The organism is Vibrio splendidus (assembly GCF_001557875.1).
Lineage (GTDB): Bacteria > Pseudomonadota > Gammaproteobacteria > Enterobacterales > Vibrionaceae > Vibrio > Vibrio splendidus_F.
In genome coordinates this window covers 258,996-281,752 of the sequence record NZ_LNRF01000002.1, presented here as the reverse complement: position 1 = coordinate 281,752, position 22,757 = coordinate 258,996, and the positions used below count along the sequence as shown (strand labels likewise).

The window sequence follows — 22,757 nt, the reverse complement described above, 5'->3', positions numbered from 1 at the left end:
CGTTAACTGCTTATCCTTCATTGGATAAGTTGTTATTTGAATAAAAACCCTACCGCTAAATTAACAAAACTGCAACACGTGTGATTTAAGTTTTTGAAGCTTGAAACCACACAATGTCAGTGACTTAGTTGCACATCCACTCAATGATTACGCGATAAGGTGTTTGAATTGCAGCTCAACTAAGCGTTGGTATAATTCGCAGCTATTGATGAGAGACTGGTGGTCGCCGATGTCGACTAGCTGTCCTTTATCGAGCACCGCAATCTGGTCGGCGTGTTTAATTGTTGATAATCGATGGGCGATAATGATCGTCGTTCTACCACGCATTAACTCTTCTAGCGCTTGTTGTACGTGATGTTCGCTTTCGCTGTCTAGTGCGCTGGTTGCTTCATCCAATAACAGAATATTTGGATCTTTTAGGATGGCACGTGCGATAGCAATGCGTTGTCTCTGCCCGCCAGAAAGCCTAACACCGCGTTCACCAAGAAAACTGTTGTAGCCATCAGGTAGGTTTTGAATAAACTCGTGCGCGTGTGCTTTCTTGGCTGCTTCGATCACTTGCTCGTCCGGTGCCTGCGGGTTGCCGTAGCGAATGTTATGGAATACATCGTTACTGAACAGAGCAGGTTGCTGCGGCACGAGTGCCATCTGCTTTCTTAGCTCGTTAGGGTCAAACTGATTCAGTTCAACACCGCCTAAGGTTACTTTACCCACTTGCGGGTCGTAGAAACGTTGCAGCAGTTCGAATAGGGTGGTTTTACCTGCGCCAGATGGGCCAACCAGTGCCAATACTTTACCTTCATGGGCAGTGAGCGTGAGGTTGCTTGTTGCGGGTTGGTCCGGTCTTGATGGGTAACAGAAGGTCACATCATCAAATGCGACCTCTGGCGTTACGTTAGCAAGCGAAGTTGGATTCGCAACTGGCGCAACAATATGGCTTTCAACTTGTAGGATCTCGATTAATCGCTCGGTCGCACCTGCCGCACGTTGCAGTTCGCCCATCACTTCTGAAATCGTACCTAATGATGAAGCAACCATGATTGCGTAAAACACAAACGCGGCTAAATCACCCGCCGACATGGTGCCGTTGATGACGTCACTGCCGCCAACCCAAAGCATGCCTGCGATAGCACTGAACACAATCACGATAACGCCAGAGATAAGAATCGCGCGCTGTTTTACACGCTGGCGACCAATCTCATAAGCTTTTTCTACTTCTACCGCGAATGATGCTTTCTCTTGCTCTTCTCGGCTGTAGCTTTGCACGGTTTTAATGTGTTCAATCGCTTCACCCGCATAAGAACCCACATCAGACATTGAATCTTGGCTTTGGCGAGATAGGGCTCTCACACGACGCCCGTACACAAGAATCGGAATCAAGATAAATGGCACCGAGGCCAATACAATCAACGTCAGCTTAATATTGGTGGCAAATAGCATGATGATCGCACCAATACACATCAATGCGCTGCGCATCGCCATAGAGAACGATGAACCAATGATGCTTTGAAGCAGAGTGGTATCCGTTGTAATGCGCGACATGATGTCGCCACTGCCATTGGTCTCGAAGTAACTCGGATGCAGTGTCACGACATGATCGAAAACCGATAAGCGAATGTCTGCACTCACGCGTTCCCCAACAGAAGAAACCAAATAGAAGCGGAAGAAAGTACCAATCGAGATCAACACGACCACAACCATGATGAACTGAATTGCGCTGCCCAAATCTGAGAGTGATTGTTGGCTAAAACCTTGGTCGATGAGAAGACGAATACCATGTCCGACTGAGAGGGTTAAGCTCGCTGTGAAGATCAACGCGATCAACGCAGCAATAACACGACCTTTATAAGGCTGAATGAATTTACTCAGCTCAAACAAAATACTGAGGCTTTTTTTCTCAGGTTTGGCATCGGGATTCTTTTGAGTCTGTCGCTGGTTTGAGTCGAGCGTAGAAGAGACATCGTTTTGCATATGACTGCCTTAATGTGTTGTCGCTTTAAAAATAGATGGCTTGTTGCTTGCTGCTTATGGTTTATGACTTATTGCCTGTACTGCGCGTTGTTCGCCGGGAAGTAATTGTTGTTGAGAATAGAACCCATTAAAGCATTTATTGCGTTGTGACGCTCCCTAGGAAACTCAATTTGCAATATTTCCTCACCACTAAGTGAATTATTCGAAACGACCTTAAAGGAAAACTAAGCATTCTGATCTAGCCAGTGTGATAGGAAAACAGTGTTTTTAACCCTAGTTTTTATGCAAGTAAATTGGCGTGAATAAGAGAGTGAACTCATAAGTTAGCAATCGAGTGGTGATTTATAAATTGAGAGCAAAACGTTTGCTTTTTATCTCGATATTAACTTTATCAATGACTTGCAACTTTTGATTGTAAGACCAGTTATAGCAACTGTTTTTTGTGCAATATTTGTTACAAAAATTCAACAAAGTAGTTTTTTATACATTTTTCTTGCATAAAACCTCGGATTGAATAGAATAACCAACAAATGACAATTAATGCAGTATTGTGGCATGAGTATTCAAGTAAAGAGCATCAACAAATCATACGGTGATACCCAAGTTCTTCACGACATCAGTTTCGACTGTGAGAGTGGCGAAACCTTGGTATTGCTTGGCCCAAGCGGCGCGGGCAAGAGTTCATTACTGCGTGTATTGAACCTGCTTGAAATCGCGGACAACGGCGAATTAGACATTGCGAACGAGCAATTCAATTTTTCAAGCCAAATCCAAGAGAAGCAGGGGCTTAAACTTCGTCGTAAAGTCGGCATGGTGTTCCAGCAATACAACTTATGGCCACACATGACGGTGATGGAAAACTTGATTGAAGCACCAACCAAAGTTGCGGGTTTGGATAAGCAAGAAGCGATTAAGCAAGCTCAAGAAGTACTAAAGACACTTCAACTTGCTGACAAAGCAGACGCTTGGCCACTTCAACTGTCTGGCGGTCAACAACAGCGTGTTGCGATTGCACGTGCGCTGATGATGAAACCGGATGTGTTGTTGTTCGATGAACCAACAGCGGCGCTTGATCCTGAGATCACCAACCAAGTCGTGAGCATTATTAAAGAATTGAGCGGAACGGGTATTACCCAAGTGGTCGTAACGCACGAAGTCGATTTCGCGAAGAAGATTGCTAGCCACGTTCTGTACCTAGAGAAAGGGTACATCGTTGAACACGGCACCAGCGATTCATTCGTTAATCCGCAGACACCTGAGTTTGCTGAATATTTGACTCATTAAGTAAGTCACGTATTAAAAGAAAGTTGACTCACTAGATTTAGCTAAACACAACATCAATTAAAACAATCAAATTATAAGAATGGCCACAGGCCGCTATTACACGTATTCGGAGTAACAAAATGAAAAAGATTCTACTAGCTTCACTTATCGGCCTTGCTTCTTTTAACGCAGCAGCTCAAGAAGAAATCAAATTCGCAATGGAAGCAACTTACGCACCATTCGAATACATGGATGAGAACAACCAAATCCAAGGTTTTGACGTAGACCTGGCAAACGCACTTTGTGAAGAGATGAAAGCGACATGTACTTTCCACAACCAAGCGTTCGATAGCTTGATCCCTGCACTTAAATTCAAACGCTACGATGCAGCTATTTCAGCAATGGACATCACTGAAGCGCGTCTTCAACAAGTTAACTTCTCTAACGCTTACTACGATAACTCTGCAGCATTCATCTCTTTTGAAGGCAAAGTAGCAGACCAAGCAGCACTAGAAGGCAAGCGTGTTGGTGTTCAAAACGGTTCGACTCACCAGAGCTACCTACTTGAGCAAATGACTGGCGTAACAGCGGTACCTTACTCAAGCTACCAAGATGCATTCATCGACATGAAAAATGGTCGTATCGATTCTGTATTCGGTGACACAGCCGTTGTAGCTGAATGGTTTAAGAAAGAAGACAATCTAACGTACGTTGGTGACCAAGTAACAAACCAAGAGTACTTCGGTAACGGCTTTGGTATCGCAGTAAACAAGAGCAACCAAGAACTTGTAGACCAGCTTAACGTTGCACTTGCAGCAGTGAAAGCGAACGGCGAATACGACAAGATCTTCAACAAGTACTTCGGTAAGTAATTTATGGAATTAACGGGTTACTCTTTAGGGCTCGTCGAAGCAAGCTGGATGACTGTTCAGCTTGCGTTCGTAAGCCTATTGGTTGGATTGGTTCTAGCAGTTTTGTTTGCAAGTGGTGAGATGTCTCGTCGTATTGCAATCAAATGGCCAACGACTGCATTTGTGACGATTGTTCGTGGTTTACCAGAAATTCTGGTCGTACTGTTTATTTACTTTGGTTCGACACAAGTTCTGTTCATGATCACTGGCGATTTCATAGAAGTGAGCCCGTTCTTATCTGGTGTTGTTGCACTGTCACTTATCTTTGCTTCTTACGCTTCGCAAACCTTGCGTGGTGCATTAAAAGCAGTAAGCAAAGGGCAGAGAGAAGCCGCCAGCGCGCTTGGTATTTCTCAGTCTCGTGCATTCTTTCGTATCGTATTACCTCAAGCGGTAAGACACGCGCTACCAGGGTTAACCAACCAATGGTTAGTGTTACTAAAAGACACTGCATTAGTATCGCTGATTGGCGTAACGGATTTGTTGAAACAAGCACAACTAACATCCGCTGCAACGCACGAAGCATTTACTTGGTACGCGACAGCAGCAGCAATCTACTTGGTCATCACTTTAATCACACAAAGATTGGTAAAAGTGATTGATGGTAAGTTCTCTATTCAAGGTTTGGGTAACAAAGGGGCAATGGCATGAATCAACAATACCTCTCTCAAATGCTTGAAGGCTTAGTAACCAGTCTGCAACTTACAGGCGCTTCATTGCTGGTTGGTTGTATCTTGTCACTGCTTATGACGGTAACGCTAATCCTAAGAATACCAGCGATTCACTGGTTCACTCGTGGCATCATCACGCTGTTCACAGGCACACCATTATTGGTGCAAATCTTCTTGGTGTATTACGGCCCGGGTCAGTTCGATTGGATTCGTGAAAGCTTCATGTGGACTTGGTTAAGCCAACCTTGGTTCTGTGCAATGTTAGCATTGGCTTTGAACACTGCGGCATACAGCACGCTACTGTTCAGAGGTGCATTCAACGCGATTCCAGCAGGGCAGTGGGAAGCATGTCGTGCATTAGGTATGGACAAAATTGCGACGCTTAAAGTGTTACTACCATACGCACTGCGCCGCGCTGTTCCAGCTTACTCAAACGAAGTGATTCTAGTCTTCAAAGGCACGTCACTGGCAAGCACCATCACCATCATGGATTTGATGGGCTACGCTCAGCGTATTAACGGCCAAACATACGACACGCTAACCGTGTTCGGCATTGCTGGCGCATTCTACTTAGCAGTAAACGGCATATTAACGCTGATCTTCCGCCAAGTAGAGAAGAAAGCCCTCGCATTCGAAGCCGCGTAAGCTAGCCACTCACAAGCTTAACTAACGTATAAAGCCTGCCTTTATGTTCGCATAAATGGCAGGCTTTTTTGTGTTTTGTGTTTTGTGTTTTGTGTTTTGGGCATGCGAAGGGGCACTGTGTTTATATCCAACTGCTCGGGGTTTTTACGAAAGTCATACTATATGGAAATATTCTGTATTTTATCATTCAATGAGTTTATCTATGTTTTAAGTCACTGAATTGCAGTGATTAATCGTGATAAATTGATGTAAATATGAAACTAGATGGAATGATTCTGTATTTAAATGCAGAATTTTTCGGTCTAATAGCTGTTAGGGCTAAGGTATCGTAGTTAATCTGGAGTATTTATGGAAAGCACTGTTTGGAGACCGGAAAATCTTAGCGATGAATTGGGCGTGCTCTTAGGTCAGTTTCACGCATGCTTTACCAATCAGGTTTCTGCTAGTTTGGGCTCTGATGATTGGCGTACATCTATGCATACAGTATCCAATATAGATATTGCGTCAGTACAGAAATCTGCTTTGAATTGCATTGAACAAATTGAAATCAAATTAAAAAACAATGCCTATTCTTGTTTGAATTCAATGGAACTATCTGGTCCAGAAATAAACTTTCTAATCGACGATGTGTTTAGACCGGGCTGCATAAGATCGGAAATATACCAAGAGTTAAATGGTGTACTTAGTCACTTGGTTAGCACATCCACCTGCGCGTCAGAATACCTATCCGTTGTTCAAAAACACTCAGGTGTAGGCGGTCTATTTCGTGGATTGCTCAAAGGTTATTCCGACCCAGTTGATGGACTCTCACATGCAGTTGGTAAAGGTTCTTCACAAGCTGAAGTTCAGACTTATCAGCAAAAATTTCAAATGAATGCATCGTTAGTTACTCAGTCAATCGATAGCATTACTAATAATTTAAAAGCTTTAACTCTGCACAAATGGAATACGGGTGTTGAGCTAATTGTCGAAAAATCAAAGCCCTAACAAGGCAATCAAGGTGACCCGTTACACTCGGCGGTTTTGGTATGAAGTTCGGTGCTCTTTGATAGTTTTGCGTAGGGCACCTTATTGCAGGCGTTATATGCTTTGGAGGGTACTATGTTTGACACGACAATAAAATTAGCTACAAAGCAGCTGTTTTGGGCGAAAGTGAATAAAAACATATTCTTTGTCTTACTGTGGATATTCTCACTTTCATTAACAGCTTTAGGGCTTATATTCGCATATTTTGTTAATAAACTATTTGATAATATAAAAGATACAGTGCTTCGCATGTCAGACTTGCAAGTGAGAGCTGGCGGGAGTCCTGTTGCCGTAGATTCACAGCAGATGGTTGGTATGATCAGTGACAATACCATTTGGGTTCCCATTATATCTGGTGTTGTTATCATCATTTTATTACTTGTCTATGTGTATAGAATATCTGTGCGAAGAGTTATTGATTGTGAAGAACGCTTAATTACATTAGAGCTATTTAAAGCTTTGTATAATGAAAATCGGCTTACAGATCATCTACGTGATGCGGTAATTACATATGCTCTAAACGACAAAGCAAAAGATCTTCCCGCAATGATTCCGACAGTAGAGCTTGCTGAAAAGAGTATTGGTCGAATTGATAACCTATTGAGCAAGACAACATCTTTAGCATCTAGGGTTAAAAATCGCACATAACAAGAAGACTATTCGAGTGTGGTGCTTGGAGTTCTATCTGACGTTCGTACTTGTTACCGGTCTCTCAATAGAGGAGCCATCGTTTAATCGAACTACCAGATAGAAGAACTTTAGTTGCAGCTAAAGTCTGGGTCTCACCTTACCCGATTGGAGTGCTTATTATCCATACAAACCGTTTAAGAGAGATTCCCAACGCATGGCATTTTTTATTCCGTCGTTGGGTTTTGTGTTTATGGTGGTATGGTTAGGTTTCGTGGTGGCGTTGTTCACTACTTAACGCGGTGTTATGCATACGAGAAAAATATGTGGAACTTTATTAAGCTAAAAAGTCATCTTGATTCTCTTGGTGAGAAACGTGAGATCTATATAGATTATTTAGAGTCAGTGTCTAGAACCATCGACATCTATGAATTTCATAAATCTGAAGCTTATGAAAGATTAGCAAAGTTTGATACAACTGATCCGGAAGCTGCTCTTAACTTGGTTTTTTGCGACAGAGAAATAAATACTGAGCTTGAATATCAGGTTCTTGAATCTCAAGCTCACTTGCAAGCTGCGATGGGGATAGCGAGATCAATGTACGATATCTTTGCTCAGCTAGCGAACATACTACTTATTGCTGAACCTCAGCCAGTGCATGCTTGTTATATTCATAACATTGCTGATGCACTGCCTGATAGTCCACTTAAAACAAATCTAAGACATGTTTTAGCCAGTTATCAATACAGGTATGTTAGTGGCTTTGTAAATACAATTAAGCATCGGAACTTAGTCAAACCCAAAAGAGAATTTTCTTTGCAGGAGTCTAAGGCTGGCATTGTAATTGAATACTTTGCTTACGGTGGCGAGCATTTTAATCAGGAGTGGGCAATACAAGCTCTTCAGCATAGCTTAACGGTCAAAAATCAGCTGATTGACCTAGGACGTATGTTAAATCAAGAGTGTGGCGTTCAAAATGCATAACAAACTGCTGAAGAGTGACTGTAACCTTTAGCATTTTTGGTTTAATTGAATTTTTTAGTGATTACGGCAGCTTTTCTCGGATTAAGTGGTGTTAGCCGCACCTTAGCAAGGCATTAGCACTATCTATTGGCAACTAGCTGTTTTTAAAGGCATAATGTAACTTTTAATACAATAAAGAGACGTTAATGTTTTTGGATTCTATAACTAAGCCTATTGTTGATACTGGTAACTACATTAAAAATTATTTTTTTATTCTTATTGAAGACCTAAAGTTCTTTGGCGTTCTAGGCTTTTTATCTGGTTTGCTAATGGAAGCAGCTTCATACCTGCCAGACCACATAAATCGTGGTCTGTTTTCTTCATTAATTTTTGACCATATACCCTTTTATACGATTCTGTGTATATTTATTGTACAGTTTCTTTCGGTGATCTTATATCAGTTTGTAAACATAGCTTGTGTAAAAGACTACCTAGATAATTTAGTCAAGCATTTGTCAACAAAAGTAGAACAGTTTAGTTCTCCAGCTGTTTCGGTGATGCTTGGACTATCTGTATCTACGTTTCTAATGTCATTTTGCAAAGGTGATTTATATGTGCAGTACGTAAAGGTATTTCTGTTATATGCAGCACTTTTTTTCCTTATAACATTGGTATCCTCGCAATTGAAAGTCGGTTTAAAGCTCAGAAAAGGTGGAGTTAAACGCGAATTGGCAAAATGGACTGGTTTCGCAATAGTTTTAGCTGTTTTAATTGTTCCAGTATTTAATGCTAGCCCTGTAAATATCTCCTATGAGGTATCGGTTGATAACTACACAAAAATCAAACAGTTTGCTGTAGAACACAAACAAGGTGTTGATGAATTAAGCCAACAGGCGGTATTGAAATTCATTGAGTAGCACTTGTAGTGATAACAAAGCATTTAAGAGAGATTCCCAACGCATGGAATTTTTTATTCCACCGTTGGGTTTCGTGTTTAAGGTGGTATTCGGCGGCTTTTGGATTGCGTTGCTCACACCTTAACAGGGCGATATATCATTGAGTGCAGCATGATTTAGGTAAGAGATATTATGAAGCAAATAGAGTTTATAAGTTGGGATGATTTTGGTGTAGTAGTGCAAGATCACAAAGAAGACCCAGCGTTACTAACAATGAAAGACTATGCAATTATCAATGGCTTCGACGTGAAAAATAGGCTTGGCTCTGCGGTAAAAGAAGTTCTGACGCTTGCTAAACTATACGAATTCGAATACATCAAAACATCTCGTGGATATCAGTTTTCAAGCGCTATTCTAGAGGCAATTTTCACAACGGTGATTGTTTCTGCTCATGAGAGAGACATAATTCTAAGAGGAATGTCTGAAGGTGCTACATTTTCTGAGAAACATGCGGCATTCGAAGTGGTGGAGTCTTTGATGATAGATTCTCCCATGTACCTATTAGAGTGATATAACAAACGACTATGGCGTCAATGATTAGTTTTTTGCTGTGTTTTCATCCCACATGGCGCCATCTCTCAGCATAGAGTTAACGGTTACAACCATCTTTCGAACACACGCGATTATTGCGACCTTCTTAGGCTTTCCAGCAACTAAAAGCCGAGTATAAGTTGCTTTGAATACGGGGTTACATTGCATGGCTGACATCATTGCCATATATAACACTGTGCGTACTTGCGCTCGACCGCCTTGGATTACGCGCTTACCTTTAGCGCCCACTTTCGCGTGTTATTGGTGCGAAACCAATGAGAGCGTATTTGCTACCGTTCAAACATGGCACACATTCATACCCCTTTTAAACTAGCGTTAGCTCTCTTTGTGTAAATAAATAGAAGTTAGAAAATGAAATATTCATCAAAATTTATACTCCCAATGCTTTTAGTCGCATTTAGTGCTTTAGGTCGCCAAAGTGTAGATCCAACATCAATGACTTTGACCTATGGTGATTCATCTGTCTCGGCGGAAATTCGGAAAGATAGAAAGTTTGATATTACGAGAAGTAATGACGATGAAAATGTAGAATTTTCTGGCTCAGTTACTAAGGAAGACACAGATTACATAGTAGATGTGCTAGTACTCTTAGAAAATAAGTCAAATAATTCAAGTCGTGAGATAAATACAACGATTTTGGTGCGTAACGATCAACTCGAAACTCTTATATTTATTGGTGGTGTAAACAATGAGAGGTTCAGCATTACCTTAAAATGAGTGCAAGAGCTAATAAATTGCTTAAGAATTATTCAGTACGCATTAAGTTTCACCGTGTTTGAATTTTTCTGTTCAAGGAGGAAAAATGGAAGTTCTTAATCAACTTTATCCATCAAATATCCAGATGGAAAGATTAAAATCTTCGCCTGATTCTGGTGAAATACATTTGTTAAACTTGTTTAAGTTTCGAGAAAAAGCGGAATATGCAGATGGTCGAGAGACAACTTTAACGGGTAGGGAAGCATACGATTTGTATGGTCACCCAATGGCGAAGATTCTTGAGAAATACGGTGCAAAAGTGATTTTCTATTCGGAAATTACAGGTCTAATTCTAGGTCAGGTTGAAGACCTTTGGGATTCGTTTGTAATCGTTAGATATCCATCACGACAAGCCCTTATTGAAATGACGTCGTCGGAAGAGTTCAAGGCCTTAAGCATTCATCGTGAAGCCGGTTTGGCAGGACAGTTAAACATAGAAACGAAAGCGCCATAAATTAAAACATACAAAGTGTTTAAGACGGGCTCCCAACGCTTGGCGTTTCGGCTTACTTCATTTTAAGTGTCTATGTCACAATGGTTTAAGGTCTGATCATAAAGTTACTCACACCTATACATAGTGTTGCTTTCTACGAGGGAATGGATATGAAACAAGGAATTTTCAAGAATCTGAAGCTCGCATTAGGTGTTGGCTTTGGTGTTGCCATTCATCAGTACTTTTTTATGACGGATGGTGCGTTTGATTTCTATCAGCCACTTGTGGCGTTTGCTTTTACGTTTGTAGTGAGCAGTATTGGTACACTTCTAAAAGAAAGAATCATGCGTAACAAGGAGACTAATGGGGCATCATGACTAAAATCTATTTCGTATGTGGCTTTATTGGCTCGGGTAAAACGACTTACTCTAAAGCGCTTGCAGAAAAGCATGGCGCCTTTCGTTTCTCGATTGATGAGTGGATGATTCCTTTGTATGGCGAGCATATGGAGCGTGAGGTTTTTGATAGCCGGCTGGCTACGTTACAAGGGTTATTCAAGGACTCTGCAATGCAGCTGTTTTCCTTGGGTGTTCCGGTGATTTTTGACTTCGGTTTTTGGCGTGAGTCTGATCGGGATTCTTTTACAAGCTGGGCATCAAACCTAGGTGTGGACAGCGAAGTTCATTATCTCGATGTTCCCTTTGAGACTTGTAAGGAGAGAGCATTTAGCCGTAACTCGGAACTGAATGGTAAGTCTTATGAAATGACACCTGAAATGTTAGATCTGTTTTGGTCTTGGTTTGAGGTTCCCACTTCAAATGAAAATGTTATTTGGGTTCAACAGCAAGCTCAATAAGGTATGCAGTCAGGCGCGAAGGTGAGTGGCGTTTTTGTTATCTAGCTTGTGTTCTAAGTCTCACGTTACATTGGGTTTGTGAAAGTCTGAGTTGTCCATCGAATAGTAGTGTAACAAGGGCATTTCTCATGCCGTATTTTTGGTAATTAGTTCTTCCTGTCGATTATCAAATTTGTCCTAAACCCACTATAAGGCAGGGAACCCCAATGAATAGAACGCTATGGTTCGCACTCATTTCGCTTTGTTTTCAATGACAATGGTATTTTGTACATACAGTTATGGAACAGAGAGCCACGTTGAAGTAATCACACTCACTTTCGTACTGTCGGGCCCTCTGATTTTGACCTTTGCGCTTGTTGTCATCTTTTGTGGCGCACCTGTCATTAACAGGCACAAGTTACTTGGAACCGTCGCAATTTGTGTGCATGGATTTACAGCCTCACTGCATGTGCTGTGGAACGGTTTTATGTTTGTCGGTGTGATTAATAAACAAGGCTTAGGTCCGGGACAAGGTTATTCTGGCTTGATACTTTGGGTTGGTAGTATCAAGGCGATGCTACTTGGTTTGGTTGTGGGAGTATGCCTGCATTACTTGCTACGACTATTTAGAAAGGCTGCAGTAAGATAACTGTTGGCTAGTTAGTGGGTTGTTCGTTGTCTATAGGAGTTGTCGCTGTGTTTTATAGTAAGGAATTCAACAAGGGATTGCTGCTCATCCTTGTTGCGATAAGTGCTTTCATTGTCGTTACCTCGGATAATAACCCCGGGACATTAATCGCTCACGCCATCAATGGTTTAATTGCTTTGCTCTTTTTCTCCATGACCATTGAGGTCAAAGACAATGTACTAAGCTGGTATTTCGGCTTTGGCTTTTGGCGTAAGAATGTAGAAGTGTCAGACATTACCGATGCATCGTTCTATCAAAGCAAGTGGTAACAAGGTATTGGCATCCGAATGCTGAGCGATGGCTGGTTGTATAATGCATCGATAGGTTCAGCGCTGAAGTTAAGCCTAAACAATGGAAAGCATGTTTACATTGGTTGTAAGGATACAGACGGTTTAAAGCTAGCCTTGAAAACCGCTAACGAACAGATAACCGAAAAATGATTTATTAGGCTTGGCATTTTTTGTTTTGAGTTGGGCTAATGTTTAAGGTTCTATGCTTTAAGTGAGTACACTTTAATATCGCAACAAGTGAATCGGAGGTTCAATGGACAAAGCAATCAAAACACATTTCGACGAGTATCCCGCTGATGTTCGAGCTCGGCTTGACGAATTGCGTTCATTAATCTTTGAGCTTTCATCTGATTTGGAATTAGGTGAAGTCGAAGAGTCTCTGAAATGGGGCGAGCCGAGTTACAGCGTTAAGACGGGCAGTCCAATTCGAATCGATTGGAAATTAAAATCGCCAAACAACTATTACTTGTTCTTTAACTGCCAAACGAAGCTAGTCGACACATTCAGAGAATTGCACGATGGCACATTGGTATTTCAAGGTAATCGTGCAATCGTCTTGAAACTGACTGAACCACTTCCCAAAGCACCAATCAAGCAGTGCTTAGAGTTAGCCTTAACTTATCAACAACGAAAACATCTACCGCTTCTTGGCGCGTAACTCTTACGCGCTGTCATTATATTTTTTAAACTGGTTATCTGTGTTCTAGCTATCACTCTTTAAAGCGCTAAGACTGTACCATCTTGATTAGTATCAAGAGACTAGGGAATCTCTATAACCAACGCTGATTGTATTGCTTACCGTTTAAAAAGGTGTTCTAGTCACCTTGTATTTCAGACTTAAAAGGAAGTTGTATGAATTTAGATAAAGCCAAGAAACGTATCGCAAAGCAAGTTAAAAAAGGCGACCACGGATACCCAAAAATCACGTTAGCGTACTACGGTACGACCAAAGATCTCGCAACGGAAGTCGCAGTTCAATTTATGCTGGGTGAGGGCGATGGTGTTCAAGAAGAACGTTTTTCTTGTGAAACTGAAATCCGAGATAATGAACTGATCCAAACAACGTTACTCAAGATAATCGAACGCGCTAATGTTAACTCTGTGATTGAAGTTGAGGGCGTGGCTGTTCTTTAGTTTGCTTCGTATCAGTCGGCACGTTTGAAATTTTCTACTCATAATTTATCAAGGAAGAAATGTTATGAAATTAGCCCAGTTGAATATCGCTCTGGCGAAATACCCGTTAGATGCGCCAGAAATCAAAGAGTTTGTCGATAACTTAGAGTTGGTTAATGGAATCGCAGAAAGCAGTGAAGGGTTCGTTTGGCGCCTGAAAGATGAATCTGGTGACGCCACCAACATCCAAGCTTTCGATGATCCTAATATGATTGTGAACATGTCGGTGTGGGACTCTGTGGATTCGTTAAAGAACTTCATGTTTCGCACACATCATCGTGATTTCATGCGTCGAAAGGGGGACTGGTTTCATCGTTTACCGGAAGATACTTATGTTCTTTGGTGGATCGAAGAAGACCATATTCCGACACTCGAAGAAGCGATAGAGCGACTTGAACACCTCAGAGAAATCGGTGATACGCCGTATGCCTTCACTTTTAAAACCAATTTTACAGAGTCAGAAGCGCCAAAATAGCGTTCATAGATAACCAACGTTATGTTTTTTGGACGTTTTATGGCAGTTCCCGTGAAGATGAGTCGATTATTGGTATGATGTTTCTATAGTCTTCGAGAGGTTTAATGATGTTGAAAATGAAAAGTAGTGTACTTGCGGTGTGTTTATTCGGTTTCAGCATGAGTGCTACCGCTTCAACACTGGAAGAGTGTGCCAAACTCCTTCCTGACGGTCACACGTATAAAGTAGAGATCATTTTAGACGTAGATAAGACTAAGAAGGATCCAACGGTGAAAGGCAGTTTTGGTGTGACGGGCGGAGCCGATGCGCCAGGTACTTTCGATATCGGTGATTTTGTCGAGTGTGCTGGTCCTCTGATCAAAACCGTAGATACAGACAGCAACGAAGCGTCTAACTCCTAGGCACTGGTTATTGCGTTTGTCGGCCCTAGACGCCAGAGGGTATTCTCATTTAAACAGATAAAGGTAAGTTGTGATTGAATTTAAAACGGTCGGTCTTTTTGTACTTACGGCGGTCGCCGAGATTGTAGGGTGTTATCTACCTTATCTTTGGTTGAGAGAAGACAAGAGCATTTGGTTATTGATTCCTGCTGCGATAAGCCTGGCGTTGTTTGCTTGGTTATTGACGCTTCATCCTACCGCGACAGGGCGTGTTTATGCGGCCTATGGCGGAGTGTATATTTCTGTTGCCCTGATATGGCTGTGGCTTGTTGATGGCGAAAAGCCGACAACGTGGGATCTGGTCGGTGGCTCAGTTGCACTACTTGGTATGGCGATTATTATGTTTGGCCCTCGAAACGCATAACGTGCTCACATAAAAATACCGCCGTAACCAACGGCGGTATTTTTTATTATGCTTATTACATCGTTCAGCTGAGAACAGAGAGCCTAGTTAACGTGAGCTAATTCGACACTCTGTGTTTCATTAGCGACTTTCCAATCGCCACCTAAGGCTTTATACACCGCAATCGTGGTGTTGGCGGTTTGAAGCTTGGCGGCTACTTGGCGATCTTGCATCGCTTTCTGTTGTCTTTGTGCGTCTAACACCGATAAGTAATCGACTAGGCCTGCTTTGTATAGCGACTTTGCTTTATTCACCGCGTTATCGACGGCAAGGGTAGCTTCATCGATGCGCTTTTGGTTCTCTTGGCTACGGCCATAGGCAAACAAGCTTGAATCGACTTCTACAAAGGCGCTATCTACCGAGTGTTGGTAGTTAAGCGCTGCAGAACGGAACCTTGCTTCGTTCATTTCCACCATGGCTTCGCCTCGGCCACCATCGAATACACTCCAACTGATGCCTGCAGAGGCCGCCCAACCGAATGAGTCGCTACTGAATAGGTCATCAAAACTTCCGGCTGTCACTCCTGGCGTACCCGTTAGGAAGAACTTTGGATAGCGATTGGTAATGCTTGCGCCGAGTTCTTCATTAATGGCTGCCATTTCTCGCTCTGCAATGCGGATGTCTGGACGTTGTTCTAACAAGTCAGAAGGTAAGCCTGTCGGAATAACATCGTTCATTCTCGGCAAGGTAAACTCACCCGCTAAACGTTGGTTCACGCTCGTAAGTGATTCACCTAACAACACTGCCATGCGTTGTTTGTGGACTTGCTCTGCTATTTCAAGTTGAGGAACAATGGATTCAGTTGCGGCAAGCATGGCTTTGGCTTGAGCAAGATCTAACTCAGAGCCGTAGCCGCTACGAACCACTTTGGTGACCAATTCTAAAGTCTGCTTTTGGTCGGCTATGTTCTCTAGTGCAATCGCTTTTCGCTCTTGAGCGCCACGATATTGCAGGTAGTTGTGAATAACATCGGCGGTGATCAAGGTATTTAAACCGGATTGAAAGATCTCGGCTTGTTCCACTCGAATTGTCGCCGCGTTGGATTGCTTATCGATACGTCCAAACAAGTCCATTTCCCACGCGATGCTTGCACCTAAGAACCCACCATCGTGTTGTGCTTCAAGCAACGACATGCCGGTCGCTGATTCAACCGCATCAGAAGCGCCAAATACCGGGCCGAGTAGGGAGTCGTTCTCACTCAGTTGGTAGTTGTAATAACCGCCACCGACATTGATGGTTGGGACTTTGAATGATTCCACAACGCTCTTATATGAGTTCGCCATGTTGATTCGCTCGGCGGCCAATTTAAGTGGGATGTTCTGGTTTTGAACATCGGCCACTAACTGATTGAGCGTAGGGTCATTGAACTGTGTCCACCAATGATTGTGCTGCTCGTTTTGGCTCACGCCGTCTTGATTTACATCACCTTGGCTATATAAGAAGGTCTCAGCCATGGTGGTTTTAGGTTCTTCGTAATCGGGGCCAACCGCACAACCTGTCAGCAACAAGGCGAGAGCAATAGGAGCTACTTTAAACTTCGTTAATGGATACATGTTTATTGCTCCTTGTTGAATGAGGTTGGAGTGCCGCTGTTTGTAGACTGAGATGTTGCATCAAGCACGATCACTGCGTCTTTGATGGCTTCTTCTACCGTTTTCTTTTGTTCGGTTCGATAGAAAAGCTTGTACAGCGCAGGCATTACAAATAGAGACAACACGGTTGCTGCAGCCAAACCACCGATAATGGTTGCCGCCATCTGGTCAAATAGCAGGTCACTAAGCAGCGGGATCATGCCAAGTGCTGTGGTGAGCGCGCCCATTGAGATCGCCATTGTGCGGTTCACGGTTGCTTCTTTGATTGCATCAGATAGTGACCGACCGTTCTTACGTTCAAGCTCAATTTGGTCCATCAATACAATGCCGTTCTTGATGATCATACCGGTCAAGGTTACCGCGCCAATCAATGCCATGAATCCGAATGGCTTATCCAACAGCAATAAGCTGAATGTTGCACCCGTCGCCGCAAGCGGTAGGGTGGTAAAGATGATCACTGGCTGTTTGAAGCCGTTAAACATCGCCACTAAGATAATCACCATCAACAGCATTGCTTTAGGTAGCTGCTTAAGAATATCGCTGACGGCTTTGTGCTCGTCGTAATATTCGCCGCCCCATTCCAAGTGGTAACCATCTGGAAGGTGGATGGATTCAATTTGTTCTTTAACCGAGTTTCTTACCGCTGCAGGAGTGGTGTAACGGCCAACGCCAGCTTGTGCAGTTATGGTTTTTACACGGTCACGACGCCAAATCATGGTCTCTTCACTGGTAAGCTCAAACCCATCAATGACTTGACCAAGTGGAACGCTGTGAATGCCCAACAGAGAGCGAACCGGTAGAGTTTCTAGCGATTGAATGGAACTTTCTGTGCCACGCAGTTGAATCGTGACCAGCTCATCGTTCAAGTTCATACGACCCAGTGGCATGCCTTCTGACGCGCGTTTCATCGCGAATGCAATGTCAGCACGGTTAATACCCGCGAGGCGCATCTTGTCTTGGTTGATGACAGGTTCTAGAACTTTGCTCTTTTGACGCCAGTCGTCACGCACGTACTTGGTGTCTGGATGTTCAGCAAAGATAGCTTTCGCTTGCTCTGATAAGCCGTGCAGCACCTCGATATCTGGGCCAGAGAAACGCGCTTCAACACTGAATTTATCCGCAGTCGCCAGTTTTAAGCTTCTAAAACGAGGATCGGCGTTTGGAAACTCTTCCATTAACCATTTATCACCACGCGCAATCAGCGGGCTGAGTGAAGTGAAATCGGTAGCGTTAATCAAGATCTGACCGTAAGCAGGGTCAAACGGTTCTGGCTCGATGGTCACTGAGAAGCGCGGAGCACCAGCACCAACGTACGTTGAAATACTCTCGACTTCTGGCTGCTCTAACAACCATTGTTCGATGCGCTTCATGTCTTGTGAGGTTTGTTCAACCTTGGCGCCATTTGGTAGCCAGTAATCTAGGAATAGGATGGGTCTGTCGGCTTGTGGAATAAAGTTAACGGCAATGCTCGGGATAGCCAACGCTGTTACCAAGATCAGAGGAACAAGCCCCGTCAGTGCTTTGAGTGGGTTATCTACCGTCCAGTTTACGCTCTTACGGTATAAGCTCACTTTGGTGTTATCAGTTTGCTTGGTTGGCTTGATGAAGAACCAGCACATCAAGGCTGTGAAGGTCATTGCGACTAGCCAAGACAGTAACAACGAAGAGGCGATGATAAGGAATACTGAGCTTGCGAACTCAGCCGCATCCGTTTTTGAGAAGATAACAGGGCTTGCACCCATGATAGCAATAACTGTCGCGCCAAAGAGTGGTGTTGCTGTCTCTTTAACAGAATCAATTGCAGCTTTGGTGCGGTCGACGCCTTTGTTGATTTTTACAATCATCATATCGGTGATGACAATGGCGTTGTCCACCAACATGCCGAGCGCAAGAATGAACGTACCTAGAGAAACTCGGTGTAAATCGATTGAAGCGATGTTCATGTAGATAAGCGTCAGCAAGATAGTCAGCAGTAAGCTTGAGCCAACGATGGTTGCGCTTTTTAGTCCCATGAATATCGATAGGACGATAAATACAATCGCGACACTCTCTAGCAAGTTGCTTACGAAATTGTCGATCGATTTCTGAACCTCTTCCGGCTGGTTTGCAACCGTTGCGATCTCAACACCTAACGGCAGGGTTGCTTGGAAATCGCTGACGATTTGATTGATTTCATCGCCAAGCGATACCACGTTAACGCCAGTCACAGGGCTCGTCGCTAATGTGACTGCAGGTACGCCGTTGTAGCGGTTCTCTGTCATCATTGGCTCTTGGTAGCCCATTGTAATATCTGCGATATCGCCTAAACGGATTAAGCTGGTGCCTAATTCGCTCACGCCGCCTTTAATCATCAAGTTTTTGATGTCGTCTAATGAACCAAACTCGCTCGACTGTTGAACACGAATACGCTCAGTGCCTGCTGAAAACTTGCCCGAATCAAAAGTCATGTTCTGAGTATTAAGCTGTGACCAAACTTGTGTGATAGATAGACCGTATTGCGCCAGCCTTTCATCTGGGATGTCGATGTGAACAACACGTGGCTGAATACCGTGTAACTCAATCTTCTTGATACCATCGACGGTTTTGATTCGACGTTGCAATTCTTCTGCGTAACGTCGTAATTCAGCAGGCGAAGCATCCTTACTGTGGATAGAGAAAAGCATGCCGTAGACTTCAGAAAACTCATCCTGCACGACACTGATCTGCGCTGTCGAAGGCAGTAACAGCTTCATGTCAGACACTTTACGACGCAACAAGTCCCACTCTTGTGGTAGTGCTTTTGAATTTAGAGACTCTTTAAGGTCAACAAACACCATCGACATGCCAGGGCGAGACAGTGAACGAAGTCGGTTTAATGATCCCATCTCTTGCAGTTTGGTCTCGACGGTATCAGTAACTTGCTGTTCCACTTCTTCCGCTGAAGCGCCAGGGTAGAGTGTTACTACGACAGCCGTTTTTATTGTGAAACTTGGATCTTCGAGCTTGCCAAGATCAAAGTAAGAAAATAGGCCTGCGATAACACTCAATGCAGTGAAAAACAGGATAAAGGTGCGTTGTTTGATCGCAAAATCAGCTAGATTTATCATGATTGACCTACAGACTCTTAACTTGAATGTCGGAGAAGTGTTGGCCTTCCATGACGTATTGAGCACCACTCACCACGACCAAATCGCCATCGTTGAGCATAGATTCTACACACACGGTATTTTGAGACATTGAAACCACGTCCACGGTCACGCCATGAGCTTGTTCATTTTGAATAGTGAACACTTGCTCGATACCTGATGGATTCACGATCGCTGAATACGGTAAGCAGAAATTATTGGTTGGTTCGCCAAGTTGAGTCGTGAGTGTGACGGCTTTGCCCGGCAACACAGATTTGTCGCGCGACTCTAGATGGTAAGTCACTGCGTAGGTCTGCTTAATAGGGTGAGGAGACGTGGCAATTTCAGTGGCGTACCCAATCAGTTTTTCCTCTGAGCCATACCAGTTGATGCCAGCGGTTTGATTTGGTTGGAATTCATGAATTAAGTTTTCTGGGACTTGGATTTTAACTTCAAGCTGATCAGGGTTGTGGATGGTGAATACTGAAATACCCGGCAGGACTTGTTCGAACTGATCGAAGTTAGATGCCGCTACAACGCCGTCGAATGGCGCAAGCAGTTGGGTGTAACGAATCGAATCTTTTGCGCGGCGTATGTTCTGTTCAACCACTTTAACCGCGGCTTCACTTCTTTCATAGCCGCTGATAGCACGATCCAGATTAACATCGGCAATCGCGTTGTCATCAATCGCTTGTTTCACTCGAGCAAGTTCAGCCTTAGCTAGCTTGTGTGCAGATTTTGCTTCAAGAGAACGAGCTTGTAACTCTTCCAACGCCACTTGGTAATCATGCGGGTCGAGTTGTGCCAACGGTTGGCCTTTCTTTACTGAATCGCCAACCGAGACCATCATATTTTGAATAGTACCAGGTACGCGAAACGCCACTCCTGCCGTTTCTGATGATTGCAATTTGCCCGTGAAGGATTTTTCGATCTGATGAGAAAGAGGCTCAAGTTGAATAACTTGAATCGGTCGCGTTTGCTTCTGAGCTATCGTCGCCTCAGAGTCATTACAGCCAAAAAGAGCAGTTAGGCTTAGTGCAATGACTGTGTATTTGAAGATAGGTGTCTGTTGAAAGATAGACGAACGCTGCAAAACAGATGAATGTAGAGAAATAGGCTTCATGGATTACTCCTGTCAATTTATGGAGTAATTCTATCTTGCAGTTAGGTTTAGATAATCTAGTCTATTCGCGAAACACTGTCATAATATTCATTACAATAGCTATAGATTTGGAAGCTCTTGTAATAGAAAATCAATCAAAAGTTGAGCAGAGTGACTTAACGCTTTGCGTTGAGGGTAGAGTAGCCATGCTTCTTCTTTTTGAAGCTCCTCGTTGGGGAATAGGTTGATTAAGGCCCCACCTTTGAGTTGTTGTCGTACCAAGAGTTCTGGCAGTAATGCTATGCCTCTGTGACGTGTTACACCGCCGATTACGAAGCCTATGCTGTCACTCACCACCGAAGGTTCGACCTTGATGATGTGATCTTTGATGTCCCATTGCTTGTCGATGTCACCACTTGGCCATCTAAAGCAAACAAATGGGTAATTGGCGAGCTCTCTTAAGCTTGATGGCTTGCCTTCTTTCTCTAAAAATTCAGGACTTGCGACAAAAATACGTTGGAGATCCATGACCTTACGTGCAACTACGTTAGCGTCACTCAATGTACCGCCATGCATGGCTAGGTCTAATCCTTGGCGGTACATGTCGACAAAACCGTTGCTAATATTGCGAATATCTAGCTCAACCTTAGGGTACATATCTTGAAATTTAAATAGAGTTGATTGCATGATGTCGCTGGTTTCAGGCAGCAGGCCTATTTTCACTTGTCCGTGTGCAACTTCTGATAGGTTGGAAGCAATATGGTTTGCTTTGTCGAGCGCACTTAATGCATTGAGCAGTTCTTTGTAATAGAGCTCGCCGGCTTTAGTTAAGGAAAGGCTTCGAGTCGTTCTAAAGAATAATTGAATGCCGAGAGATTTCTCAAGGTCGTTAATTCTACGGCTAACGTTAGCTCGCGGGAGGTCAAGAGCATTGGCTGCAGCAGTGAAACTACCGAGTTCGACAACGGTGGTGAACAGCTTAAGATCTTCGATTTTCATAACAACGGTATTTAATCGTTTTTAGAACAGTATGTTGGCATCGTATACCAATTGGATTTTAAAATCGAAGCGTTCTTTTAGTTGGCTTGTTATCAAACAGAGAAAAGCCGGCCGATAATTCATTATCAAAGCTGGCTTTTTGTTCACAGTGGACAAGACTGCTATATTTATCGCCTTGGACGAGATTAATTGTAATTTCACCTTAGACCATATTAATTTAGCGGCCTCGTCCGTCGACCATTACGATGATAGTTTTAGAAATGATGGCGAGGTCAGCGGCAATCCAAGATTTCATAGAACATAGACTCAGTGCGTAGCTGTGATCAAAACCTACTTTACGACGTACATCATCGATGCAGGTGTCATAACCTTGGTTCACCTGTGCAAGCCCTGTAATACCGGGCATTACGCCATAAGTGCGGTCAGCAAAGTAAGGGATTTCGTTCTCTAATTTAGTGTAAAAAGTAGGGCGCTCAGGGCGAGGACCAATCAGAGACATTTCACCTTTTAATACATTAAACAGTTGTGGAAGTTCATCGAGACGAGTCTTTCTTAAGAATCGACCAACCGGTGTGATTCGTGGGTCATTCGCGGTTGCCCAAACTGCACCTGAGCGAGTTTCTGCATCTTCGTACATGCTACGGAACTTCATGATTTCAAATAGTTCCATTTTCTGTGGTGTTGATTTACCAACGCGAAGTTGGCGGTAGAAAATAGGACCACGAGACGTGAGTGCAATCGCCATCGCAATTAGAGGAAATACAGGCGCCAATAGAATCAGAGCTAACAGAGCACTTACGAAATCGAACGTACGTTTAGCTCTTGAGATTTTGTATTGGTATAGCTTTTGGTTAGATAGCTGTTCAATATTCATCATAATAA

At 43.2% G+C, this 22,757-nt stretch carries 24 protein-coding genes and 3 pseudogenes; 20 read left to right on the top strand and 7 right to left on the bottom strand.

Annotated elements, in window-relative coordinates:
- Window positions 1–147: 147 nt before the first annotated feature.
- Window positions 148–1,971, bottom strand: coding sequence for an ABC transporter ATP-binding protein/permease (locus ATB74_RS08890; protein ID WP_061018011.1), 1,824 nt, complete (start codon window positions 1,969–1,971; stop codon window positions 148–150).
- Between the two features lie 555 nt (window positions 1,972–2,526).
- Here ATB74_RS08890 and artP point away from each other — a divergent pair.
- The 9 genes from artP (at window position 2,527) to ATB74_RS08845 (ending at window position 9,543) form a co-directional block, all read left to right on the top strand.
- On the top strand, window positions 2,527–3,255 hold the full coding sequence (gene artP, locus ATB74_RS08885; RefSeq protein WP_061018258.1) for an arginine ABC transporter ATP-binding protein ArtP: 729 nt from the start codon (window positions 2,527–2,529) through the stop codon (window positions 3,253–3,255).
- 119 nt (window positions 3,256–3,374) lie between these two features.
- On the top strand, window positions 3,375–4,106 hold the full coding sequence (locus tag ATB74_RS08880) for an arginine ABC transporter substrate-binding protein (protein WP_019820795.1): 732 nt from the start codon (window positions 3,375–3,377) through the stop codon (window positions 4,104–4,106).
- Between the two features lie 3 nt (window positions 4,107–4,109).
- Window positions 4,110–4,796 carry an arginine ABC transporter permease ArtQ gene (artQ, locus tag ATB74_RS08875; RefSeq protein ID WP_017061822.1) on the top strand — a complete coding sequence of 229 codons (687 nt, stop codon included), beginning with the start codon at window positions 4,110–4,112 and terminating at the stop codon, window positions 4,794–4,796.
- A complete protein-coding gene (artM, locus tag ATB74_RS08870; RefSeq protein ID WP_017068344.1) occupies window positions 4,793–5,461 on the top strand; it encodes an arginine ABC transporter permease ArtM in 669 nt (222 codons plus the stop codon). The genes artQ and artM overlap by 4 nt, the downstream gene beginning before the upstream one ends.
- Before the next feature lie 348 nt (window positions 5,462–5,809).
- The gene (locus ATB74_RS08865; RefSeq protein WP_061018010.1) at window positions 5,810–6,448 is read left to right on the top strand and encodes a hypothetical protein; all 639 of its coding nucleotides are present in this window, start codon (window positions 5,810–5,812) and stop codon (window positions 6,446–6,448) included.
- A 114-nt stretch (window positions 6,449–6,562) separates the two neighbouring features.
- Window positions 6,563–7,135 carry a hypothetical protein gene (locus ATB74_RS08860; RefSeq protein ID WP_050648996.1) on the top strand — a complete coding sequence of 191 codons (573 nt, stop codon included), beginning with the start codon at window positions 6,563–6,565 and terminating at the stop codon, window positions 7,133–7,135.
- A 303-nt stretch (window positions 7,136–7,438) separates the two neighbouring features.
- Window positions 7,439–8,098 carry a hypothetical protein gene (locus ATB74_RS08855; RefSeq protein ID WP_061018008.1) on the top strand — a complete coding sequence of 220 codons (660 nt, stop codon included), beginning with the start codon at window positions 7,439–7,441 and terminating at the stop codon, window positions 8,096–8,098.
- Window positions 8,099–8,283: 185 nt separating this feature from the next.
- The gene (locus ATB74_RS08850; protein ID WP_061018006.1) at window positions 8,284–8,994 is read left to right on the top strand and encodes a hypothetical protein; all 711 of its coding nucleotides are present in this window, start codon (window positions 8,284–8,286) and stop codon (window positions 8,992–8,994) included.
- A 171-nt stretch (window positions 8,995–9,165) separates the two neighbouring features.
- Entirely contained in the window at window positions 9,166–9,543 is a 378-nt protein-coding gene (locus ATB74_RS08845; protein WP_061018004.1) for a hypothetical protein, read from the top strand.
- Window positions 9,544–9,570: 27 nt separating this feature from the next.
- Here the strand turns inward: ATB74_RS08845 and ATB74_RS23750 are convergent.
- Window positions 9,571–9,844: pseudogene (locus tag ATB74_RS23750) on the bottom strand (transposase); the annotation flags it as partial.
- A 92-nt stretch (window positions 9,845–9,936) separates the two neighbouring features.
- Here ATB74_RS23750 and ATB74_RS08835 point away from each other — a divergent pair.
- From ATB74_RS08835 to ATB74_RS08785, 11 genes and pseudogenes are all read left to right on the top strand, one after another.
- Entirely contained in the window at window positions 9,937–10,302 is a 366-nt protein-coding gene (locus ATB74_RS08835) for a hypothetical protein (protein ID WP_050649001.1), read from the top strand.
- Between the two features lie 85 nt (window positions 10,303–10,387).
- Window positions 10,388–10,795 carry a DUF1330 domain-containing protein gene (locus ATB74_RS08830; RefSeq protein ID WP_061018000.1) on the top strand — a complete coding sequence of 136 codons (408 nt, stop codon included), beginning with the start codon at window positions 10,388–10,390 and terminating at the stop codon, window positions 10,793–10,795.
- A 149-nt stretch (window positions 10,796–10,944) separates the two neighbouring features.
- A complete protein-coding gene (locus tag ATB74_RS08825; protein ID WP_060982001.1) occupies window positions 10,945–11,151 on the top strand; it encodes a hypothetical protein in 207 nt (68 codons plus the stop codon).
- The gene (locus ATB74_RS08820; RefSeq protein WP_061017998.1) at window positions 11,148–11,630 is read left to right on the top strand and encodes an AAA family ATPase; all 483 of its coding nucleotides are present in this window, start codon (window positions 11,148–11,150) and stop codon (window positions 11,628–11,630) included. Before ATB74_RS08825 ends, ATB74_RS08820 begins: the two co-directional genes overlap by 4 nt.
- Before the next feature lie 206 nt (window positions 11,631–11,836).
- Window positions 11,837–12,258 (top strand): annotated as a pseudogene (locus tag ATB74_RS08815) (hypothetical protein).
- 26 nt (window positions 12,259–12,284) lie between these two features.
- Window positions 12,285–12,737: pseudogene (locus ATB74_RS08810) on the top strand (hypothetical protein).
- A 103-nt stretch (window positions 12,738–12,840) separates the two neighbouring features.
- Window positions 12,841–13,245 carry a DUF1801 domain-containing protein gene (locus ATB74_RS08805; RefSeq protein WP_061017996.1) on the top strand — a complete coding sequence of 135 codons (405 nt, stop codon included), beginning with the start codon at window positions 12,841–12,843 and terminating at the stop codon, window positions 13,243–13,245.
- A gap of 194 nt (window positions 13,246–13,439) precedes the next feature.
- Window positions 13,440–13,721 carry a hypothetical protein gene (locus tag ATB74_RS08800; RefSeq protein WP_061017995.1) on the top strand — a complete coding sequence of 94 codons (282 nt, stop codon included), beginning with the start codon at window positions 13,440–13,442 and terminating at the stop codon, window positions 13,719–13,721.
- A gap of 64 nt (window positions 13,722–13,785) precedes the next feature.
- On the top strand, window positions 13,786–14,235 hold the full coding sequence (locus tag ATB74_RS08795; protein WP_017080506.1) for a DUF3291 domain-containing protein: 450 nt from the start codon (window positions 13,786–13,788) through the stop codon (window positions 14,233–14,235).
- Between the two features lie 104 nt (window positions 14,236–14,339).
- The gene (locus tag ATB74_RS08790) at window positions 14,340–14,636 is read left to right on the top strand and encodes a hypothetical protein (RefSeq protein WP_061017993.1); all 297 of its coding nucleotides are present in this window, start codon (window positions 14,340–14,342) and stop codon (window positions 14,634–14,636) included.
- 70 nt (window positions 14,637–14,706) lie between these two features.
- Window positions 14,707–15,039, top strand: coding sequence for a YnfA family protein (locus ATB74_RS08785; RefSeq protein ID WP_004733816.1), 333 nt, complete (start codon window positions 14,707–14,709; stop codon window positions 15,037–15,039).
- Window positions 15,040–15,122: 83 nt separating this feature from the next.
- Here the strand turns inward: ATB74_RS08785 and ATB74_RS08780 are convergent, their stop codons facing one another.
- The 5 genes from ATB74_RS08780 to ATB74_RS08760 form a co-directional block, all read right to left on the bottom strand.
- Entirely contained in the window at window positions 15,123–16,631 is a 1,509-nt protein-coding gene (locus ATB74_RS08780) for an efflux transporter outer membrane subunit (RefSeq protein ID WP_061017992.1), read from the bottom strand.
- Between the two features lie 2 nt (window positions 16,632–16,633).
- Window positions 16,634–19,756 (bottom strand): efflux RND transporter permease subunit, encoded by a 3,123-nt coding sequence (locus ATB74_RS08775; protein WP_061017990.1) that lies wholly within the window; start codon window positions 19,754–19,756, stop codon window positions 16,634–16,636.
- A 7-nt stretch (window positions 19,757–19,763) separates the two neighbouring features.
- Window positions 19,764–20,897, bottom strand: coding sequence for an efflux RND transporter periplasmic adaptor subunit (locus ATB74_RS08770; RefSeq protein WP_061017988.1), 1,134 nt, complete (start codon window positions 20,895–20,897; stop codon window positions 19,764–19,766).
- 99 nt (window positions 20,898–20,996) lie between these two features.
- The gene (locus ATB74_RS08765; RefSeq protein WP_060982012.1) at window positions 20,997–21,875 is read right to left on the bottom strand and encodes a LysR family transcriptional regulator; all 879 of its coding nucleotides are present in this window, start codon (window positions 21,873–21,875) and stop codon (window positions 20,997–20,999) included.
- A 217-nt stretch (window positions 21,876–22,092) separates the two neighbouring features.
- A complete protein-coding gene (locus ATB74_RS08760) occupies window positions 22,093–22,752 on the bottom strand; it encodes a sugar transferase (protein ID WP_060982013.1) in 660 nt (219 codons plus the stop codon).
- Between the last annotated feature and the right edge of the window lie 5 nt (window positions 22,753–22,757).

Coding starts and splice junctions, on each gene's coding strand:
- ATB74_RS08880 (WP_019820795.1), top strand. CDS start 3,375: ATGAAAAAGATTCTACTAGCTTCACTTATCGGCCTTGCTTCTTTTAAC.
- artQ (WP_017061822.1), top strand. CDS start 4,110: ATGGAATTAACGGGTTACTCTTTAGGGCTCGTCGAAGCAAGCTGGATG.
- ATB74_RS08790 (WP_061017993.1), top strand. CDS start 14,340: ATGATGTTGAAAATGAAAAGTAGTGTACTTGCGGTGTGTTTATTCGGT.
- ATB74_RS08865 (WP_061018010.1), top strand. CDS start 5,810: ATGGAAAGCACTGTTTGGAGACCGGAAAATCTTAGCGATGAATTGGGC.
- ATB74_RS08860 (WP_050648996.1), top strand. CDS start 6,563: ATGTTTGACACGACAATAAAATTAGCTACAAAGCAGCTGTTTTGGGCG.
- ATB74_RS08820 (WP_061017998.1), top strand. CDS start 11,148: ATGACTAAAATCTATTTCGTATGTGGCTTTATTGGCTCGGGTAAAACG.
- ATB74_RS08890 (WP_061018011.1), bottom strand. CDS start 1,971: ATGCAAAACGATGTCTCTTCTACGCTCGACTCAAACCAGCGACAGACT.
- ATB74_RS08805 (WP_061017996.1), top strand. CDS start 12,841: ATGGACAAAGCAATCAAAACACATTTCGACGAGTATCCCGCTGATGTT.
- ATB74_RS08775 (WP_061017990.1), bottom strand. CDS start 19,756: ATGATAAATCTAGCTGATTTTGCGATCAAACAACGCACCTTTATCCTG.
- ATB74_RS08830 (WP_061018000.1), top strand. CDS start 10,388: ATGGAAGTTCTTAATCAACTTTATCCATCAAATATCCAGATGGAAAGA.
- ATB74_RS08835 (WP_050649001.1), top strand. CDS start 9,937: ATGAAATATTCATCAAAATTTATACTCCCAATGCTTTTAGTCGCATTT.
- ATB74_RS08770 (WP_061017988.1), bottom strand. CDS start 20,897: ATGAAGCCTATTTCTCTACATTCATCTGTTTTGCAGCGTTCGTCTATC.
- artM (WP_017068344.1), top strand. CDS start 4,793: ATGAATCAACAATACCTCTCTCAAATGCTTGAAGGCTTAGTAACCAGT.
- ATB74_RS08855 (WP_061018008.1), top strand. CDS start 7,439: ATGTGGAACTTTATTAAGCTAAAAAGTCATCTTGATTCTCTTGGTGAG.
- ATB74_RS08760 (WP_060982013.1), bottom strand. CDS start 22,752: ATGATGAATATTGAACAGCTATCTAACCAAAAGCTATACCAATACAAA.
- artP (WP_061018258.1), top strand. CDS start 2,527: ATGAGTATTCAAGTAAAGAGCATCAACAAATCATACGGTGATACCCAA.
- ATB74_RS08780 (WP_061017992.1), bottom strand. CDS start 16,631: ATGTATCCATTAACGAAGTTTAAAGTAGCTCCTATTGCTCTCGCCTTG.
- ATB74_RS08825 (WP_060982001.1), top strand. CDS start 10,945: ATGAAACAAGGAATTTTCAAGAATCTGAAGCTCGCATTAGGTGTTGGC.
- ATB74_RS08765 (WP_060982012.1), bottom strand. CDS start 21,875: ATGAAAATCGAAGATCTTAAGCTGTTCACCACCGTTGTCGAACTCGGT.
- ATB74_RS08800 (WP_061017995.1), top strand. CDS start 13,440: ATGAATTTAGATAAAGCCAAGAAACGTATCGCAAAGCAAGTTAAAAAA.
- ATB74_RS08795 (WP_017080506.1), top strand. CDS start 13,786: ATGAAATTAGCCCAGTTGAATATCGCTCTGGCGAAATACCCGTTAGAT.
- ATB74_RS08845 (WP_061018004.1), top strand. CDS start 9,166: ATGAAGCAAATAGAGTTTATAAGTTGGGATGATTTTGGTGTAGTAGTG.
- ATB74_RS08850 (WP_061018006.1), top strand. CDS start 8,284: ATGTTTTTGGATTCTATAACTAAGCCTATTGTTGATACTGGTAACTAC.